The sequence below is a fragment of the Lentilactobacillus raoultii genome, assembly GCF_900411375.1.
GTDB classification, from domain to species: domain Bacteria; phylum Bacillota; class Bacilli; order Lactobacillales; family Lactobacillaceae; genus Lentilactobacillus; species Lentilactobacillus raoultii.
This window is the reverse complement of sequence record NZ_LS422991.1, coordinates 83,873-103,061: the sequence shown is the minus strand read 5'-3', so window position 1 is coordinate 103,061 and position 19,189 is coordinate 83,873. Positions and strand designations below refer to the sequence as shown.

Sequence of the window (19,189 nt, the reverse complement as noted above, 5' to 3'; positions counted from 1 at the left end):
AAGTAATCCCTTTGATGTGAAATCAATGCTAAGATGCTGGTTTAAAGGGATTACTCAATTTAATTAACTTGGATGAATTTTATCAAGAATTTTCTGATTTGCGGTGATGGGTCGTTAAAGTGACCGTACTTGTGCTGGTAAGGTGATGACTGTGGGTGATGATGACCTGCCAGGTTTGTAATTGGTGACCAATATGTAGCGGTTCTGCAGTTGCCACAATGGTCCCTGATTTAACGGGTCGGAGATGTTGAGTGGTCACGTTAACTCCGACGGCGTATGAATTGGCTTCAACATTTTGATTGGCACCGATTGAAGCAGCAGTTTCGGCCATGACCGTGTTAACACCACCGTGGAGGAGACCGTATGGCTGTTTAACAGAATCGGTGACGTTAAGTGATATAATAACTTTAGTTTCGCTAACAGAGACTGTTTTAATTCCAAGTGTCTCCAGTAAATCATGCATAGCAAGTCACACTCCAATTTTGAAAGGATTGATAATCAATGACATCAGTTGACTGGCAACCAGTTAAAACGTATAAGGAAATCATTTTTGAGCGCGCAGATAAGATTGCAAAAATTACAATGAATCGTCCCCAAAAAATGAACGCGTTTACGCCTGTCACGGTTCAAGAAATGATTGATGCGTTTAGCATCTGTCGTGATGATAGCACAATTGGCGTTATCATTCTAACCGGCGCAGGTGATAAAGCGTTTTCCTCGGGCGGTGATCAAGGTGTTCGTGGCAATGGCGGTTATGTCGGCCCTGATCATATTGCTCGGCTTAACGTGTTGGATTTGCAACATTTGATTCGGATTATTCCTAAGCCGGTAATTGCAATGGTTAAGGGATGGTCAGTTGGTGGCGGTAATATCTTACAATTAGTTTGCGATCTGACGATTGCTGCTGATAATGCTAAATTCGGCCAAACCGGTCCTAAAGTTGGTAGTTTTGATGCCGGCTATGGTTCCGGATACCTGGCACGAGTAATCGGCCATAAGCGGGCGAAAGAAGTTTGGTTCCTAAATCATTTTTATAGTGCTGAAGAGGCCTTTCAAATGAACTGGATTAATAAGGTTGTGCCGTTAGCGGATGTGGAATCCGAAACGCTTGATTGGTGTAATGAAATTCTTACCAAGTCACCAACGGCTCTTCGGTTTATCAAAGCAGCGATGAATGCGGATACGGATGGCTTAGCTGGTTTGCAGCAATTGGGTGGTGACGCCACGATGCTCTTTTACACGACCGATGAAGGAAAAGAGGGCCGCGATGCCTTTAATGAAAAACGCAAACCTGATTTTGATAAGTTTCCGAAATTTCCATAAAGAGGTTGAAATAGTTGGATAATTGGATTACAAAGCAAGCCGCACTTATCCCGAATCGGATTGCGGTAGATAATGGTCGTCAAAAGTTGACGTTTAAATATTTGGCTGCAAAGTTGATGCAACTTTCCGGCAATTTAAATCAGCTTGGGGCATTGAGTGGCAATCGAATCGCCATTATGACCAAAAATTCATTGCTGGGTTACCAGCTTGCACTGGCGGTTTTGGGCAGTGGTCAAACGATTGTCTGGCTTAATTGGCGACTAGCCGATGACGAGATTCGGCGACAACTTAACGATAGCCGGCCGACACGATGTCTAGTAGATGATTCGTTGTGGCGGGATAGTTTTGATGATAAGTTTGTTAAGTTTAGCCAAATTTATCATATGAAGGCTAAACCGCTAAAATTAGTGACTCAGTTTGACCCGAATGCAGTGGCCAGTATTATGTATACATCGGGAACAACTGGTCAGCCTAAAGGTGTCTTACAGACAATTCATAACCATTTTTCTTCGGCAATTGCTTCTTCACTTAATTTAGGCGTGATGCCGAATGATGAATGGCTGTGCGCGGTGCCCATTTTTCACATTAGTGGGTTTTCGATTATAATGAGAGGCTTGGTATACGGAATGACGGTGCGACTAGTTCCTCATTTTGATGCGCAATCAATTGACAAAATTTTGAGAACTGAACCAGTGACAACGATTTCAGTTGTTCCTTACATGTTAAAAAAACTACTGAATCTGCGAGATCGGCATAGTGGCAACTATAACAGTAAATTTCGTTGCATGCTTCTAGGTGGCGGCCCAATTGATCGGCAGACCTTAACCAGATGTCAAACGTATCATATTCCGGTAGTTCAATCGTATGGGATGACGGAAACCTGTTCGCAAATTGTTGCTTTAAATGATGAAGATGCGGCCACCAAAATCGGTTCGGTTGGCAAGCCCTTATTTTTAACACAACTTCGATTAGCCGATCCCAGTCATGAAATTTTACTTAAAACACCGGCACTGACCCCTGGATATCTTAATCGGCCAAAAGCTTTAAATAAGAAAAAAACAGCTGATGGCTGGTACCATACCGGGGATATCGGTTACCTTGATGCTGATGGCTTTTTATACATTGATGGTCGAATAGATGACATGATTATTTCCGGTGGTGAGAATATTTTCCCTGATGAAATTGAGTCGGTCTATCTGTCATATCCTGGTATTAAAGAAATTGCGGTGGTTGGGATAGAAAGTGCTGAATGGGGACAGTCACCAGTCGCATTTGTCGTTAGTGAAAAATCCCTTTCAACCCAGTCACTGATGACGTTTGGACGTCGTCATTTGGCACACTATAAAGTCCCAAGACAATTTTATCAAGTCGATCATTTACCGATGAATGCCGGTGGAAAGATTCAGCGCTTTAAGTTAAAAAAGTGGTTGGCAGAAAAGACGACGGGTTAACCCAAAATCATTAATCAGCTTTTCTTTCTTGAAATTAGGCTTTGATTGCTGCAGTTTAAGGTCGAAACGCATTTGGCTGATATTTGTTAAAAAAGTTGTCCATTTTGAAGTGGACAACTTTTTTAGTATGAAAATCGTTTAATTTTGTTGAATTAACAGTATGCCAGTATTATATCGTTATGCCCATGCGCGCTACATCACCAGAAACCATGGGAATAAAAGAAATCGCCAAATTGTACTTATCAACGATTCCCCGTATTGTGGATTTAGTTTCGCTAATTGATTTTCCAGGTAAACTAACGGAAAACCCACTAAAAAGAATAGTAATCCAGGTAGTCCTGCATTAACATCCATTACAAAAAAATCATTAACTAACCAAAAGAAGCACACGATATACACTAAACGTGACAACCATAGGGCTATTTTAACTCTGATTACGGTATGCAAATAACCAGCTCCAATCTCTATAATGTTAATCTGGAAAAAGATAAACAACCAGTGAAAGTATTAATAAATCAAAATTTCAGCTACTGAAATCGCCTTCCTAAAAAGAGAATCGCAGAACATCTACTGTATTAGCAATGAAGCCAGGATTGGTATTGATAGCACTGCTAATGTACGTTAAAATTAACAAATATTACCAGGTTGAAGATCAGAGAATTATATCCAGTTGGATAACTGAATTGTCAATCTGAGGAGATTTGACTGGAATTGTAGTTGAATACCATATTTTAAAAAGCTGGAAAGTGATTATTATAATGGATAAATTTAGAAGACACCAAATTGTTTATTCATTATTAATTCTATTAGCTGTGTTACTAGTTCTATTAGTTATTTTGGTAATTTTAGGAATTGTCTATTATTAATAAAGACTACTTATCAAGGCCTTTTGCTGTCGACTGACACGTAGTCTCGACTTTATATTAACGAAAAACGGCAAATAATTTTAATGTCTTAGCGGTCATTGGAATTATTTGCCGTTTTTGATAAGCTCACTTTTTGTAATTTCTGGAAATTGTTTAGGCCTATTTTGTTTTCAAAGGCAATTTGAGAATAGCAGAAGTAGACATAGTGTAAATGATTAAAATTGGAATAAGCAATATTCCATAAGTTACGTGCCACGTGAAGAATGTCATTGCGATTGTCCCAACTGTATTCAAAAATAGCAGTGTATGTTTGGTTAATTTAAATGAATGCCAAAGCAAAGACCACCAGTATATCAGTGAAGCAATCAATGCAAGCGATCCTAGCTTAATTATTGACATATTTCAGCTCCTCTTAATATCATTTTTCACTAAGAAAATATCATCCTGATTGATAAAGCAACCCAGTCAGCAAGCTTAACAGTAATCGATTTTAAAACAGGCTTTTAGCCAAGATGCTGGTTTAATGTTGTTAAAAAACAAGAAATGAAGAATCGATGCATGACTAAGCCCTAATTAACTGTTAATTGACATGCCAACTTTGATGAAAGTGCTAGCAAATCGAAAAGTCCTTTTTCGTCTATAATTTGGTCGCTGGTCGCCCAAGCAGCTTTAAATGCCATTTTGTGGCAACTGAAGGTCGGTTCTTCGAAACCCATTTATAGTCAGTTCCGGGAATGGACAAGATAGTGGTCTCTTCGAACAGGTCTTCAAAATCATTTGTGAAAGCGATGATCCCGACATGAAAAATGTTAGTCTTGATTCCATCACGATTCTTGTCTATCAAAAGGGCACCGATGCTCAAAAAGCCATTCGTACAGTAGGAAATTACCCCATTAGCCGCAGTGCTGGAAGGCAATACCAACAAAGTTTATGCCGTCGTTGATGCTCGGAAAACCCGTTCGAGTTTAATTCACAGGTGGTCAAGTCCACGATAGTCAAGTTGCTCAGTGCTTAATTAAAAATGTCTTCAATCAGTTGGAAAATTATTGGAAAATTGCGATACATTACAATAAGTTATTCCACGTTTATTTGGCTACCATTCTGAAATTGCGGGCCTTAGTAAATGATTGTCCTAAGAAAGTTGATAAGTTCTTAACTTTTATGTACTGTTCGAATCACAGTAGATAATCATGAGCAGTGTTACATGTGCACAATTCCGTAACAAAAAACATCATCTGACATTTGCTTTCTAAAGTGTGTCAAGCTATGTACTTAAGCGCTTTCATGACTTATATTTAGATTGTTAAGAAATGCTCGAGCAGGTCTTTAACAAATGAATGAAAATGGAGATGTAAAAATGAAACGAGACTTTATTGATACTAATTCTTATACCAAAAAAGAAATTCAGTACTTAATTAACTTAGGATTACAAATTAAGCGCGATATTAAGAATGGAAACTACCCCCAACTATTACAACACCGTACTTTAGGGATGATATTTGAGGAATCTTCAACCCGAACCCGAGTCTCATTTGAAACAGCTATGACTCAATTAGGGGGCCATGCTCAGTATTTGGCGCCAGGCCAGATTCATTTAGGATCATCCGAAAGTGAATCTCTTAGTGATACAGCGATTGTTCTTTCACGTCTAGTTGACATTTTAATGGCGCGAGTTGCTAAACACAGCACTGTTGAAAAATTAGCGGAAACTGCAACGGTTCCTGTGCTTAATGGAATGAGTGATTATAATCACCCAACTCAGGAAATGGGAGATATTATCACAATGGCAGAACATTTACCTAGTGGAAAAAGACTAAGTGATTGTAAAGTGGTTTTTGTCGGTGATGCAACTCAGGTTTGTGTTTCTCTGATGTTTATCGCGACTAAGATGGGCATGAACTTTGTTCAATTCGGGCCAAAAAGTCATCAAATTAAGCCGAATACTCTTGAGATTGGTAAAAGGAATGCTGAATTGTCAGGAGGAAGTGTTGAGATTACAGAAGATCCAGATTTGGCAATGAAAGATGCTGACTTCGTATATACGGATGTCTGGTATGGATTATATGAATCTCCATTATCATATGATGAACGAATGGCGATTTTTTATCCTAAGTATCAGGTGAATGACGCTTTGATGAGTAAAGCCACTAGTCATACGATGTTTATGCATTGTTTACCAGCTAATCGTGGTGAGGAAGTAACCGATAGTGTAATTGATTCGCCTCACTCGATCGCATGGGATGAAGCTGAGAATCGTTTGACTGCAATGCGGGCACTGCTCGTCTATTTGATGATCCCTACAATGAATTATACAAAAGAACAGCTAGATGGACTTAATGACCCCAAACTTAAAGATATGATTTTAAAAATGGTTGATGATGCAACAAACTAGTTTGTACTTGTTGTCATTAATGAAGGTGAAGAAATGGAAAATGAAAAATCGGTCGATATGAGTGATTCGAATAGTCATGAGCTTGGAACAAAAGGGGTTAGTTACTTATTCTTTAAATATGGTTTTCTAACGTTACTCGGAATGGGTGCACAGGCAGTTATGGTTATTTTAGAGGGACTCTTCATTGGGAACGGACTAGGAGCCCTTGGATTAGCTACAGTAAGTGTGGTTATGCCGTTAGAGTTACTGAACGATGCCTTGGGTGGTGCACTCGGAATCGGTGTTAGCACGGTATCAGCCCTAAAAAAAGGTGAAGGTAAGATTAAGCAGGCACAAAAAGCATTTTCAGATGGATTTTGGGCAACCGTCATTTTATCCGTATTGTTGGCACTCTTAATTGGATTAAACGCTTCATCTATTGCATCTTTGCTGGGGGCTCAATCGGCAACCCATGCGGCGGCTACGACATTCATTCGAATATTTATGATTGGGTACCCATTTGCAATTTCCGGTCAAGTCATAGTTAGCATGCTTCGAGTTGATGAACAACCAGGGATTGGTACGATTGTCATGAGTTTTGCAGCTATATTAGCTGCTACTGAATTGTATTATGGGATCTTTATTGCAAAATGGGGAATCATTGCAGTCGGGATTTATTACGGGATGTCGATTGGTCTCTTCTTTACTGGTATCTTTTATTTTCTATTCGCAAAAACAAAATTTAAGATTAGATTTGATTTCAAGTTTGATTGGAAAATGTTAAAAGATTCAGTGAACATCTCAATGCCGTTTTTCTTGGTCACAATGTCGAGCTTTGTGTTTACGTGGGTTATGAACGTCATGTTGGGAAAGTTTGGTAATAGCATTGATGTTGCGGCTTTTGGAATTGTTAACGGATATATCTTTTACATTTTAAATATGGTGACCGTATCCTTTACTACTGGCATGCAACCAATTGTTAGTTACAACTTTGGCGCAAAACTACAGAAACGAGTTCGCGGATTATTAAATGTCGGTATGATTACTAATATGGTTGTGATTGCCGGAATTACACTCATATTCGTAATTTTTTCACACCCGATCATTGCCTTCTTTGCAGGTGGCAATGCAGTGCTCACAAAAGTAACTATTTCGGCAGCTGTTACAATGGTTTGCTTGACAGCATTAGGGTCAACTTCGAATATCCTTTCTGGATATTATCAAGCAATCAACAAAGTGAAAATTTCAGTCTTTTTGGGAGTTACTAAATTCTTAATTCTTGGCACGCCACTCCTAATTGTTTTGGTATTAACCTTAGGTGTTAAGGGAGCTTGGGTAAGCCAACCAGCTGCAGATGTGTTCGCTTTTGTGATTGCAGTATTTATTTGGCGAAAAGAATTGAAGCATATTAACAAAATTGAAGCATATTAACAAATAGGAGGAAACATATTATGGATGCAGATAAAATCATTTTAAGCAAGAATATTTGGACAGGAAATTCACAACAGTCAATTAGTGGTGGAGTTGCCATTAAGGATAACAAAATTGTTTATGTTGGTTTCCAATCTTTAGATAGTTTTAAGGGAAGCCATACTGAAATTTTAGATTACGGTGACAAACTAGTTATTCCCGGAATTCATGATGCACATACTCATTTCCTTAACGCAGCAGTATTAAATTCAGGGAAAATTGCGGTTCTTTATGATACTAAGTCAGAGCAAGAATGCGTTGATCGCTTAATCAAACTATCCGAAGGTGACAACTTAATTAATGGGTGGCTCATTGGTTGGGGATGGTATCATCTATTATGGGATAATCAAACATTACCAAGTAAGAAGAGTTTGGATAAGGCGTTCCCAGATACTCCTGTGTTGGTTAACTCATCAGATGGACATACTGTCTGGACAAACTCAGCTGGATTAAAAAAATTGGGGATTACTGAAGACTCTAAAGATCCCAAAGGTGGTTTTTTCGATCGTGATGAGAATGGCAAATTGACTGGTTTGCTATTAGAAGCAGCTAATTCATGGGCATCTGGAATTGTTTATAAACCCGATTTGAACACAGCAGCTGCAATGATTAAGAACTTTGCTAAAGTAGCTAATTCATATGGTATCACTGCTATTTCCGATTTATCAATTTCAGCAGTACCAGGTTCAGACTTAATTTTTGATGACGCTTATCAAAAACTTCTAGATAGTAATGATTTGACTCTTCGAGTAAATATGTTTCCTACGCTACAGAAAGGATTGAAGCGCGGTAAGGAAATGAGAAAGAAATATACTGGATCACTACTGAGAATCTCAGGATTAAAACAGTTTTTTGATGGCGTTTCAAGTACCCACACTGCATATGTTTCTGAACCATATAGTGATGCAGATAGCTTAGATGATAAGGGTCATTTAACAACAACGGTAGATGATATGCGTCAAATGGTCTTTGAAGCCACTGAGAATCATTTTTCTGTAAGGATTCATGCAATTGGCGATGAAGCAGTTACTCAAGCCCTTGATATTTATCAAGAAGCCGAGAAGAAGTACGGGAAGCTACCAGATGTTCAATACACAATTGAACATTTAGAGAATTTAAAGGATTCAGATATTGAGCGATTAAGAGATTTGAATGTAATCGCCTCTTGTCAACCGGCACACGCACTTATTGATACTAAGGGTATCGAAAATGATCTGGGACCAGAACGAATTAAAATGATGTGGCCGTTCCGCCAATATCTTGCTCGCGGTGTTCGTCTTGCTTTTGGAACGGACACCCCAGTTGTAGATATTAACCCGTATGAATCAATTTATAATGCAGTGACTCGTAAACCGGTTACAGGTGGCACTGCATGGCAACCACAAAACAGCGTTTCAGTTACTGAAGCGTTACGGGCATACACATTTGGTGCTTATGGTCCTTCTTGTCGGCAAAACGAATTAGGTTCAATCGAGAAAGGTAAATTAGCTGACATTGCTGTTCTTGACACTAATATTCTTAATACTACGTCAGACGAAATTCTAAAAACCCATTCATTAATGACGATGGTTGACGGAAAGATTGTATACACTGCAAGTAAGGTAGGAAGTCATAACTAATGAAAACACTAGATAGGACACCTAAAAAAGACGGTTTTAGAATGCCGGGCGAGTTTGAACATCACAAGGGTGTTTACATCCTGTGGCCTGAACGTCCCGATAATTGGCGTAACGGTGCCAAACCGGCTCAACACACTTTTGTCAATGTTGCCAAAGCAATTTCGCAGTTTGAACACGTCACGGTTGGCGTTTCAGATGAACAATTTGCCAACGCTCGTCACATGTTACCGGACGACGTAGAAGTGGTTGAAATGTCAAGCAATGATTCTTGGATTCGCGATTGCGGACCGACATTTGTTACCAATGAAGACGGTGAGCTTCGCGGCGTTGATTGGACTTTCAACGCATGGGGTGGTCTGGTAGACGGACTTTACTTCCCATGGGATAAGGATGATCGGGTTGCTCAAAAAGTGACTGAACTCGAACATGCCGATCGTTACCGGTTGGATGACTTTATCCTTGAAGGTGGTTCGATTCACGTAGATGGGCAAGGGACACTGATTACCACAGAAGAGTGCCTCTTATCGAAAGGCCGAAACTCCCAGTTATCAAAGGAACAAATCGAAAATGTTTTAAAGGAGTACCTGAACTTAGATAAGGTCATCTGGTTAAAACGCGGGATTTATAACGACGAAACCAACGGTCATGTTGATAACATTGCCAACTTTGTCAAACCGGGTGTGGTTGCGCTGGCTTGGACGGACGACAAGAGTGATCCTCAGTATGAAATTTCAAAAGAAAACTATGATATTTTAAGTCACGCCACTGATGCCCAAGGTCGTCAAATTCAAGTTGAGAAGCTCTATGTACCAAAACCGGTCACAATCACTAAAGAAGAAAGTGAAGGCGTTGATGCGGTGGACGGCACATTACCACGTCAGGAAGGTGACCGATTGGCTGCAAGTTACGTTAACTACTATACGGCAAATGGTGGCATTGTTTTCCCTGAGTTTAGTGATCCAAACGATGAAAAAGCTAAGGCAACGTTACAACGATTGTACCCAGACCGTAAAATTGTTGGGGTGCCGGCGCGTGAAATCTTACTTGGTGGTGGCAATATCCATTGCATCACGCAACAAGTCCCGGCTGGCAGATAGGAGGAATTGAATTTGGCTAAGATTGTGGTAGCACTTGGCGGAAATGCGATCCTATCAAAGGATGCTTCCGCCAATGCACAAATAAAGGCTGTTAAGCAGACAGCTAAAGTGTTGGTAAACTTTGTTAAAAATGGGGATCAATTAATCATTACCCACGGCAACGGGCCGCAGGTTGGCAATCTATTGCTTCAACAATTGGCTGCCGATAATAACGAGAATCCGGCAATGCCGCTTGATACCTGTGGCGCAATGACCCAAGGCGCCATTGGCTACTGGTTTCAAAATGCCATGAAGGAAGCGTTGCTGGATAACGGGATCAATAAGGATGTCGTTTCGGTGGTTACCCAAACGCTTGTTGACGAAAATGATCCGGCTTTTCAAAATCCTTCCAAGCCGATCGGGCCGTTTTATAAAGCGGGTGAAGTTGCAGAGCTAAAAGCGCAACATCCGGATTGGCAAATTGTTGAAGATGCCGGCCGAGGGTATCGACGGGTTGTTCCATCACCTAAACCATTGGCAATCAATGAATATCATGCAATTAAGCAGATTGTGGATGCAGGAATCATCCCAATTGTTTCCGGTGGCGGTGGTATTCCGGTTGTTAAAAAAGGCAACCAACTGATTGGGACTGAGGCAGTCATTGATAAAGACTTCAGTGCGTCAAAAATTGCGCAGTTGATTGATGCCGATCAATTGATAATCTTAACGTCGGTTGGTGGCGTTTTCTATCATTATGGCAAACCAAATCAGCAGGAACTTAAGGAAGTCGACGTCGATGAGATTCAAAAACATCTCGATGCCGATGAATTTGCCAAAGGCAGTATGGAACCAAAAGTTCAAGCAGCAGTTGACTTTGTACGCCAGACCGGTCATCCGGCTGTGATTGGTGCCTTGGAGGATGTTCAAGAAATTATCCGGGGAACAGAGGGCACAACGATTAAAAAACAACGCGTTCGTGTCTAGTACCGTTCAGCCCTTGATTAAGTTAGCGTAATGATTTAGAAACTGGGAGGTTAACCTTGTGATGGGTTAAGCTCCTTTTTATATTTTTTGAAGTTTTTAAGGCTTTAGTGCGTAGTCGTGATAGAATTAAAGAAGCTTATAGGTGAGGCAAAAAAATGAAACTTAAAAATTCAACGCCACAAGATGATGGCTATTATTTAGCACCCGAGTGGCAGCATCACAAACAATCTTATATGATGTGGCCACAAAGAACCGACAACTGGCGGGATGGCGCTAAACCTGCCCAGCGGGTGTTCGCTGAAATTGCGACCAAGGTCAGCGAGTATGAGCCGGTTACCATGCTGGTTTCACAAAGTCAGTATCAACACGCCCGCCACGTCTTGCCGGAAAACATTCGGGTGATCGAAATGAGTTATAACGATGCTTGGATTCGAGATATTGGGCCGGCTTATTTGATGAACCGGCAACATCAGGTGCGAACGGTTAATTGGCAGTTTAATGCCTGGGGCGGCTTATTTGATGGCTTGTATTTTCCGTGGGATCAAGATAATTTAGTTGCTCAAAAATTGTCTGATCTGGACCGATTAGATTATTATGACGTCAACTTTGTGCTTGAAGGCTGTGGCTATCAATTGGATGGCGAGGGAACGCTATTGGCAGTTGAAGAATCAGTCTTGTCGGAGGGGCGAAACGGCCAGGTTCAAAAAAGTGACGTCGAAAGCATCCTAAAAAAGTATTTAAATGTGTCGAAGATCATTTGGTTGGCTCAAGGATATTTCATGGATGAAACCAATGGTGATGTTGATAATCTGGTTAATTTTGTTTGCCCTGGCGAAGTCGCACTTAATTGGACAGAAGATCGAACGGACCCGATGTTTGCCATTACACACCAAGCGTTTCGGACTTTGAATGGTGCCACAGATGCCAAAGGTCGAAAACTCAAAATTCATAAAATTAGTTTGCCACGGCCGTTATTGGCAACCGAAACGGAAAGTCAGGGTGTTGATCCGGTCAATGGTCGATTGCCGCGATATGCCGGCGATCGCTTGACGGCTTCCTATATTAATTGTTATTTGGCAAATGATGCAGTGATCTTGCCAATTTTTGATGATACTCATGATCAGGCCGCCATTGATCAGTATCAACAGTTGTTCCCTAAACGAAAAATTGAACCCGTTTATACGCGTGAACTGCTCTTGGGAGGAGGGAATATTCATTCAATTATCTTAGGTGTCCCGGATTAGGAGATTTTTAAATGAACTTTTTTGAAATTATTAAACCGTACGTGGAGAAATTAACTAAAAATGACTATACATTATTGGATTATGTCATTAAGCATATGGCTGACATTCAGAACAAAAGCATTCGGGAAGTGGCTGCTGCATGTTTTGTTTCAACAACGACCTTCTTACGGTTTGTGCGTAAAATTGGTTTCTCCGGTTATAGTGAATTTAGCACCGTGATCAAATATACGGTGTTAAATAGTGACAAACAAACGACTTCTGATACAGCCTTCGTTCAAAAACAGTCTCAATACCGTAGTGAATACCTTAAAAACATTGAAGAAACGGTGCGTGTATTGGATGAACGAAAACTATTAAAAATCTGTCGGCGCTTAGATCATCATCCAAAACTTTATTTTTATGCGAAAGGATTTAGTAAATATGCGACGGATTATCTTGAGTATCTCTACACTTTAAATAATTTTATTGTCATTTTTCCCAAAAACTTTGAACAACGTAAATTAGCTTATCGAAATGTTGAGAAAAACGATTTAATCTTTGTTTTTGACTATGCCGGCGAAGATGACGAGTTGATTCAAATTATTCAAACCTTAAAAAGTCGTGCCGATTATGCGTCGTTAATTTCGATTACCGGCGCTAATAATAATACCATCCAAAATATGAGTGATGAAAACTTGTACTTGTTTACGGATGAATTGAAAATTAATAGCATCGACATGACCTCACATGTGTCACTGATTATTATTATGGAATTGCTGCTGTATCAATATTTAGAGTATCAAAAAAATAAATCATAATATAGGCGCTGGCCGTTTCAAAGAGGATTAAAGAACTCTTTAAACGATCAGCGCCTTTTTGATAAGACAATAGAGTTAAACACCAGAGAAACTTAAATTGAAAACTAGACGCGAACTGCATCTTTTCGCTTGGTTTGCGAATTAGAACTTGGCTTGTCCGAGCGATCAATTCGAGCTCTTAAAGCCCATAGAATGGTAACCGTATCAACAACTTCTTGGAACAGTGCCCCAATAATTGCCGGAATCACGCCAAAACTGGCGATTAACATTAAGATTAGACAGATTAAGATACCAATTAGAACTGATTGGCGCGCAACGTTCATGGTTTCCTTAGAGATCGAAACGGCTTTTCCAACCAAACTCAAGTCATCTTTTAACACAACGGCATCGGCAGACTCACTAGCGGCGGTTGATCCGTGGGCCCCCATAGCAATGCCGACATCTGCTGTTGCCAACGATGGGGCATCGTTCACACCGTCGCCTACCATACAAACCGGTCGATCTTTGGTTTCCAGCTGATTTAAAACTGCTATCTTTTCTTTTGGCAGCTTTTCCGCATAGACTTGATCGATGCCGACCTGATCAGCAATTTGTTGGGCAATTGGCAGACGGTCACCGGAAATCATAATGATTTGTTTAACGCCGAGTTGATGAAGCTGGCGCATTACAGAATGGGCTTCTGGTCGCAACTCATCTGAAAAACTGACATAACCGATGTAGGTTCCGTTAACTGAAACGTAAACGGTGGTTTTATCAATTTTTTTAATAGGTTGATCTGAAACAAATGAGGCTTTACCGACTTTAACCAACTGATGATTAATCGTTGCTGAAACCCCTTCGGCAGTGGTTTCTTTAACATCCTCTGCAGTTGGGATTTTATCAGGGATGGCGGCTACCAGTGACCGTGCCAGAATGTGACTGGACTGTTGTTCAGCGCCGGCAGCCATTTGAAGCACTTCATCCGGTGTAAAGCCGTTCGTGCCAAAGACGTGATCGACAACTAAATGTCCCTTGGTAATCGTACCGGTTTTATCAAAGGCAAAGGTTTTCGCCTTGGCTAACTTTTCGATAATCGTGCCGCTTTTTACAATAATCCCGTTTCGACTCCCACGACTCATTCCCGAGACTAAGGCAATTGGGGCAGCCAGAATCAGCGGGCAAGGTGATGCCACAACCAGGACTTCGGCAAATCGAACCGGGTCATTGGAAAGATACCATGCAATACCAGCGATCAGGTAGGCCGCTAAGGTAAACGGCACGGCATAACGATCTGCCAATCGAACGAAGTGGGCAGGTTGTGCTTCTGCTTGTTTAACCAGTCGGATGATATTCTGGTACTGACTGTTATCAGCCGTTTTATCGGCGATCATTATAAATGAGTTTTCACCGTTTACGGCGCCAGACATTAAGTGGTCACCAACCTGTTTGTTGACCGGCCGTGATTCACCGGTTAGCGACGCTTCATCGATTGTGATGTGACCTTCTGTAACGGTGCCGTCGACTGGGATGAGTTCACCCGGTTTGACTAACAAACGATCACCAATTTTGACCGCATCAACATTAACGTCTTTGATAGTTTGGTCGGTCACAAGATGAGCAGCACTTGGTGAATTTTCAATCAAGGATTTGAGTTCTGAATTGGCCTTATTGGCGGCGTAGTCCTCTAGGGCATCACCACCCGTTAGCATGAGTAACACAATCATTGCAGCCCAATACTCACTTACGGCCAGTGTGGCGATGACTGCTGTGATAGCAAGCAAATCGACACCGAATTTACCGGAACGAAGGGTCTTGACCATGTCAATTAACATTAACAGGGCAATAAACGAACCGAGAATCGTGATGGTCAATTGAGCATACTGTGGCAATTTAAACACAAATTGAAGTATCAATGCCAGTATACTAACTAGTAAGACACTGACTAGTCGGCGATAATTTGTTAATCGAGTCATGATAGTTGCCTCCATTCTAAGTAGATTGATCTCTATCTAAATTATAACAATTCTAAATTAGCGGGTCGATTATAACGCTCACTTGTGAACAAATTATTAATGGAGCGGCCTTTTTAGTTGTTTCGAAGTCATGAATCATATCTGAATTAGTTTAGAGGGGCTGGACAAGTGGCCCTTAGATGTCAATAATGGAGAAAACCAATGCTTTTGGATTTGGATGAAGAAAGCTCGTGATTTCGGAGTTGGAGGCCATTAACGCAATGATTAAGATAAGATTTAATCAACGAATTGCTTTAAAAGACTTTTTGAAGCTGTATCGGCAAGCATCATTTGAACAAGGAAAATTAAATGACAGTCCTAAGCGGCTACAGTCGATGTTGGATCACACTCAGTTGATGGTGACGGTGTGGGATGACAAAAACTTGGTTGGCTTGGCCAGGTGCTTGACCGACTACGAATCGAGCTGTTATTTAAGTGAACTTGTGATTTCAACTAATTATCGTGGTCGGGGATTAGGGAAACGACTGTTAATGGCACTTCATGCTTATTTAGGAGGGCGGGTCTCAATTATTTTGAGGGCGGCTCCCAAAGCAGTTGGTTTCTATCAAGCGCTTGGCTATCAAGAAATTGCGAACTTGGTGCGTCTTTATCGGGAGGATTAAACGTGATTATTTATTCTGCAACAGCAAAAATTAATGTTAAACAGTTCATTGAGTTATCTCGTCATGCGAACAGTCCTCGACAAATTACTGACGTTCGTCGAATAGACCGATTGTTACATAATACGAATTTATTGTATTCGGCTTGGAATGATGACACGTTGGTCGGGGTCGTTCGGGGTTTTAGTGATGAGGCGTATTGTTGCTACCTCGCTGACGTCGTGATTAGAAAGTGTGATCAATCCCAGGAGATTGAACGAAAGTTAATTAGCAAAATTCATCGTGATCTTGGCCCAGGTATCTCGCTGGTTTTAAAGGCATCTTCAACCTTTTTACCAACTTATTTAAAGCTTGGTTTTAAAAAAGTAGATTCGGGATTTGAACTGGTTTCAGGAAACTAGTGCTAACACAACGTGAGGTGAATAGTTAAAATGAATCAGATTAAATTTGTGGACAAACAATTGATGGTGACAATCTCAGGATTAGATCGGCTGTGGGGCTTTAAAAGCCGGTTGCAGCTACCATTAATCCACGTCTCAGAAATGGCGGTTGAAAGTCGAAGCCAATTAAAGCGGGATGGCAAATGGCGGGTTATTAAGTGGCGACTCCTTGGATTGGGACTACCGAAAAAGCAAGTGGGCACCTTTTATGGGAATCGAAAGTTGTCATACTTAAATGTCCAAGGAGATGCGCCGATTCTATTTATTCGATTGAATCATGAAAAGTACGATTATTTGTTTTTAACGGTTAACGACCCAATGGAAATTTTGAGGAAGTATCAACAATTAAGACGACCATAACTAATTTATTGTTAAAGTATTGAAATTAAGATTCAGAAATTAAGAACAGGAATTCTGCTAAATTTGAAGCGGACTTTTGGTTAATTTAAAAATTAGTCAAGTTGATTTCTAGATAGATTTTTATGTAAGCGACAAAGCGAGACGGCATCCCATAAGAAAATAATGCCGTCTCGCTTTAGTATTGGGAGTATTTTGCAGTCGAGCCAATCCATTTGACAATTAAATCGGAAACCAACAACTTGAGATAGCAAACTTTGGATTTCGATCAACTAAAATAATTTTAAGAACTATCTTTATCTTCGCAAGACTGAATGATTAACTAACCTTGTAATAACAGCTTTTGGCATCTGTAACAATTATTAGACACCCGCTAATTACTGATGTCTAGTGATTTCAGACACGCAGGTTATTGACCAAAGAATGGTTAAGGGAATATAGTCAAACCATACCTGATGCAGGAATAACGATCGTTCTTCTTAAGAAAGGTTTGACTTAATTTGTTAGGGATGGCGGTTATCGAAGTCGGGATACTAAGTTTAAGTGAGATCAAATTAGTCTGATACAGGGCTAAAACTTACGAGGAGGCATTTATGATGCAAGAAGAATCAAAAACAGCTCATTCATCGAAAAAGCAGCAATTATCAAAGTGGAAGGAACCCTTTTCGAGAATAAAACACTATCTTTTTAAAGGAACGCCAATTTCACGAATTTTTGTTTACTTATTTTATTTTTTGCTACTTGATCAGATTGTGATGGCCCCACCTGCTATTGGGGGCCTGATCCACGAACACTCATTAACATATGTGATTTTCTCAGTTATTTTTGTGTTGGTTGTTGCCCCACTCGTCAGTTGGTTTGGATACAAAGCTTACGTTGAAATGGTGACACCAAATGTTCGAATCGGTGGTCATGGGACTAACTCTAAGCAGGTTTTTAAAGTCTTTACGGTTTCATTGGTTGTAGCCTTACTGTTTACGATGCTATCGCAATTAATTGTGACGACTACCCCTAACCAAACCTTTATTGAACAAAGTATTAACTGGAATTCGGCTATTAGCATGGGCCTGACCATTATGATCTTTTCGCCAATTATTGAAGAGCTGATTTTCCGAGGGTTCTTAATTAATCTGATTTTTAAAGATAATCTCTTTTGGATTCCGATTATTTTTAGTGCCGCGGTGTTTGCTTCTTTCCATGATACGGCTAACCTAGTTCAGTTTTCGGTTTACTTTGGCATGGGCGTGATCTTTGGCTTTGCATATATGAAGACGGGTCGGCTATTAACGTCAATTTTACTACACATGGCCAACAACATTTTTGGCTTTGTTGGTTTCTTCTATTCACTTCATCTTGCTGGTAGTCTGTTACTGGTTCTCGTGGAGATCTTAGCAGTGGGCGGGATCTTGTTCATCGTTGATAAGTTTAGAAATCGACAACTGGCTTAACTCAAAATGCCAGAAAAATATTGAGTTAATTAACGTAATTAATGAATGAAGGGCAGAAAAAGAGGTTGAGGAAAAAATGACTTTTCCTCAACCCCTTATTTTGCGTAAATGAAACGTTGTGAGCAGTCACTAAATGAGAATGACCACTCTGGTTTGCGATTTAGTTTGCTAATTCACTTAACTTCTTGAAATCATCATCACTCAAGTTGACATTGGCAGCAGCAACGTTATCTTCCAAGTGCTGAATTGAAGAAGTACCTGGAATCGGTAAAATATTTGGTGATCGTTTGAGCAGCCAAGCTAACGCGATTTGAGCTTCGGAGACCTGGTACTTTTTGGCAACTGCACTTAGCGGACTGTCAGCACCGGTTAGTTTGCCGGTATTTAGTGGGAACCACGGCACAAATGCCATGTGTTGGGATTGAGCATAATCAACCACATCGTCATCCTTGTGGTTAGCGACGTTGTAGAGGTTTTCGACAGCATCAATTTTAGCGTATTTTTGGGCTTCTTTAATTTGATCAACCGTTACTTGACTCAAGCCGATATGCTTGATTTTACCTTCATCTTGCATCTTCTTGAGTTCACCGACCTGATCGGCTACTGGGAAATGGCTGTCGATTCGGTGAAGAAACAGAAGATCTTCATGATCGATTCCCAATGTCATCATTGAGACTTCAACCTGTTGGCGAAGGTAATTCGGTTCGCCGTGTGGTGTCCAAACATTTGGACCTTGACGAGTTTGACCGACCTTATCCGAAATAAAGATTTGATCGCGGTTAGCCGCCTTCTTTAAGCCGGCAGCTAAATACCGATCTGCAAACCAAGGCCCGTAAGAATCAGCTGTATCAAAAAAGTTGATTCCTAATTCAGTTGCTCGGGTAACTACTGCTTCAGCTTGTTTTGGATCTTTGTATGGTCCCCAGGTTCCTGGCCCGGTTAGTTGCATCGTGCCGTAACCCAAACGATTAATTTTAAACGTATCATCGAATTCATAAGTGCCGGAATTTGCTGCATTTAGTTCTGTCATGAACGCCACTTCTTTCTTCAAAAAATTAATTCCTGCAATTTCATTTTAAACGATTTAAGTCCGAACGATAAATATCTAAGCTAAAAAAATAAAAATCGCAAT

At 40.5% G+C, this 19,189-nt stretch carries 17 protein-coding genes; 13 read left to right on the top strand and 4 right to left on the bottom strand.

The window, feature by feature from the left end; genetic code table 11:
- Positions 1–82 precede the first annotated feature (82 nt).
- A complete protein-coding gene (locus tag ED605_RS09660; RefSeq protein WP_121978695.1) occupies positions 83–463 on the bottom strand; it encodes a PaaI family thioesterase in 381 nt (126 codons plus the stop codon).
- A 38-nt stretch (positions 464–501) separates the two neighbouring features.
- On the opposite strand from ED605_RS09660, the gene menB reads away from it, so the two are divergent.
- On the top strand, positions 502–1,323 hold the full coding sequence (gene menB / locus ED605_RS09655; RefSeq protein ID WP_121978694.1) for a 1,4-dihydroxy-2-naphthoyl-CoA synthase: 822 nt from the start codon (positions 502–504) through the stop codon (positions 1,321–1,323).
- A 14-nt stretch (positions 1,324–1,337) separates the two neighbouring features.
- Positions 1,338–2,774, top strand: coding sequence for an o-succinylbenzoate--CoA ligase (locus ED605_RS09650; RefSeq protein WP_121978693.1), 1,437 nt, complete (start codon positions 1,338–1,340; stop codon positions 2,772–2,774).
- A 1,503-nt stretch (positions 2,775–4,277) separates the two neighbouring features.
- Here ED605_RS09650 and ED605_RS09635 read toward each other — a convergent pair.
- The gene (locus ED605_RS09635) at positions 4,278–4,565 is read right to left on the bottom strand and encodes a hypothetical protein (protein ID WP_121978690.1); all 288 of its coding nucleotides are present in this window, start codon (positions 4,563–4,565) and stop codon (positions 4,278–4,280) included.
- A gap of 432 nt (positions 4,566–4,997) precedes the next feature.
- Here ED605_RS09635 and ptcA point away from each other — a divergent pair, with 432 nt between their 5' ends.
- The 7 genes from ptcA to ED605_RS09600 all read left to right on the top strand — a co-directional run bounded on the left by ptcA (position 4,998) and on the right by ED605_RS09600 (position 13,201).
- A complete protein-coding gene (ptcA, locus tag ED605_RS09630; protein ID WP_121978689.1) occupies positions 4,998–6,032 on the top strand; it encodes a putrescine carbamoyltransferase in 1,035 nt (344 codons plus the stop codon).
- Positions 6,033–6,065: 33 nt separating this feature from the next.
- A complete protein-coding gene (locus ED605_RS09625) occupies positions 6,066–7,442 on the top strand; it encodes an MATE family efflux transporter (protein WP_121978688.1) in 1,377 nt (458 codons plus the stop codon).
- A 20-nt stretch (positions 7,443–7,462) separates the two neighbouring features.
- Positions 7,463–9,100 (top strand): amidohydrolase, encoded by a 1,638-nt coding sequence (locus tag ED605_RS09620; RefSeq protein ID WP_121978687.1) that lies wholly within the window; start codon positions 7,463–7,465, stop codon positions 9,098–9,100.
- The gene (gene aguA / locus ED605_RS09615) at positions 9,100–10,197 is read left to right on the top strand and encodes an agmatine deiminase (RefSeq protein ID WP_121978686.1); all 1,098 of its coding nucleotides are present in this window, start codon (positions 9,100–9,102) and stop codon (positions 10,195–10,197) included. The genes ED605_RS09620 and aguA (ED605_RS09615) overlap by 1 nt, the downstream gene beginning before the upstream one ends.
- Before the next feature lie 12 nt (positions 10,198–10,209).
- The gene (arcC, locus tag ED605_RS09610; protein WP_121978685.1) at positions 10,210–11,160 is read left to right on the top strand and encodes a carbamate kinase; all 951 of its coding nucleotides are present in this window, start codon (positions 10,210–10,212) and stop codon (positions 11,158–11,160) included.
- A gap of 155 nt (positions 11,161–11,315) precedes the next feature.
- Positions 11,316–12,404, top strand: coding sequence for an agmatine deiminase (aguA, locus tag ED605_RS09605; RefSeq protein ID WP_121978684.1), 1,089 nt, complete (start codon positions 11,316–11,318; stop codon positions 12,402–12,404).
- Between the two features lie 11 nt (positions 12,405–12,415).
- Positions 12,416–13,201 carry a MurR/RpiR family transcriptional regulator gene (locus tag ED605_RS09600; protein WP_121978683.1) on the top strand — a complete coding sequence of 262 codons (786 nt, stop codon included), beginning with the start codon at positions 12,416–12,418 and terminating at the stop codon, positions 13,199–13,201.
- 104 nt (positions 13,202–13,305) lie between these two features.
- Here ED605_RS09600 and ED605_RS09595 read toward each other — a convergent pair whose 3' ends face one another.
- Positions 13,306–15,153, bottom strand: a complete 1,848-nt coding sequence (locus ED605_RS09595) for a heavy metal translocating P-type ATPase (protein ID WP_121978682.1) — start codon at positions 15,151–15,153, stop codon at positions 13,306–13,308.
- A 260-nt stretch (positions 15,154–15,413) separates the two neighbouring features.
- Between ED605_RS09595 and ED605_RS09590 the strand changes: the two genes are divergently transcribed.
- The 4 genes from ED605_RS09590 to ED605_RS14945 all read left to right on the top strand — a co-directional run bounded on the left by ED605_RS09590 (position 15,414) and on the right by ED605_RS14945 (position 18,057).
- Complete coding sequence (locus ED605_RS09590) at positions 15,414–15,815, top strand: GNAT family N-acetyltransferase (RefSeq protein ID WP_121978681.1); 402 nt, start codon at positions 15,414–15,416, stop codon at positions 15,813–15,815.
- 2 nt (positions 15,816–15,817) lie between these two features.
- Positions 15,818–16,213 (top strand): GNAT family N-acetyltransferase, encoded by a 396-nt coding sequence (locus tag ED605_RS09585; protein WP_121978680.1) that lies wholly within the window; start codon positions 15,818–15,820, stop codon positions 16,211–16,213.
- A 30-nt stretch (positions 16,214–16,243) separates the two neighbouring features.
- Positions 16,244–16,612, top strand: coding sequence for a hypothetical protein (locus ED605_RS09580; protein WP_121978679.1), 369 nt, complete (start codon positions 16,244–16,246; stop codon positions 16,610–16,612).
- Positions 16,613–17,202: 590 nt separating this feature from the next.
- The gene (locus ED605_RS14945; RefSeq protein ID WP_121978678.1) at positions 17,203–18,057 is read left to right on the top strand and encodes a CPBP family intramembrane glutamic endopeptidase; all 855 of its coding nucleotides are present in this window, start codon (positions 17,203–17,205) and stop codon (positions 18,055–18,057) included.
- 160 nt (positions 18,058–18,217) lie between these two features.
- On the opposite strand, the gene ED605_RS09570 is transcribed toward ED605_RS14945, so the two are convergent.
- Entirely contained in the window at positions 18,218–19,087 is an 870-nt protein-coding gene (locus ED605_RS09570) for an aldo/keto reductase (protein WP_121978677.1), read from the bottom strand.
- Between the last annotated feature and the right edge of the window lie 102 nt (positions 19,088–19,189).